The 510-nt window shown below is 48.4% G+C and carries 1 protein-coding gene; it reads left to right on the forward strand.

Features of this window, described 5'->3' with window-relative positions; all coding sequences use genetic code 11:
• On the forward strand, positions 1–510 hold a 510-nt coding region (locus R7R78_RS29645; RefSeq protein ID WP_225475032.1), incomplete at both ends, for a methyl-accepting chemotaxis protein.

Below are 510 nucleotides of genomic sequence, written 5' to 3' on the forward strand. Positions count from 1 at the left end.
GACAATGCGACCTCTGCTGATGCGACAGCACGCGAAGCGGACGGTCTAGCGCAATCTGGTTTGGCTATCTTCCAAGAAAGTGCAGACGCAAGCGCGCAAATGTCTCAGGCATTGAACGATGCCGCGCAAGTTGTACTGCGTCTAAAAGAGCAATCAGTACAGATCAACGATGTTATCGAAGTGATTCGCGGTGTATCTGAACAAACGAACTTGTTGGCGTTGAACGCAGCGATTGAAGCTGCACGTGCTGGTGAATCTGGTCGTGGTTTTGCTGTAGTAGCGGATGAAGTTCGTATGCTAGCGGCACGTACTCAAGATTCAACGCAAGAAATCTCAACAATCATTGAAGAGCTACAAGCGCAATCTGGCCTTGCTAACGACAGCATGCAAGTTAGCCTAGAAATGTTAACTCGTAACAACGAGCTGACTCAGCAAGCGAACGATGCGTTGATCGGTATTACAGAATCTGTTGCGAACATCAACGATTCAAACACGCAAGTAGCGACAGCT

This window comes from Vibrio sp. 2134-1, from assembly GCF_033339495.1.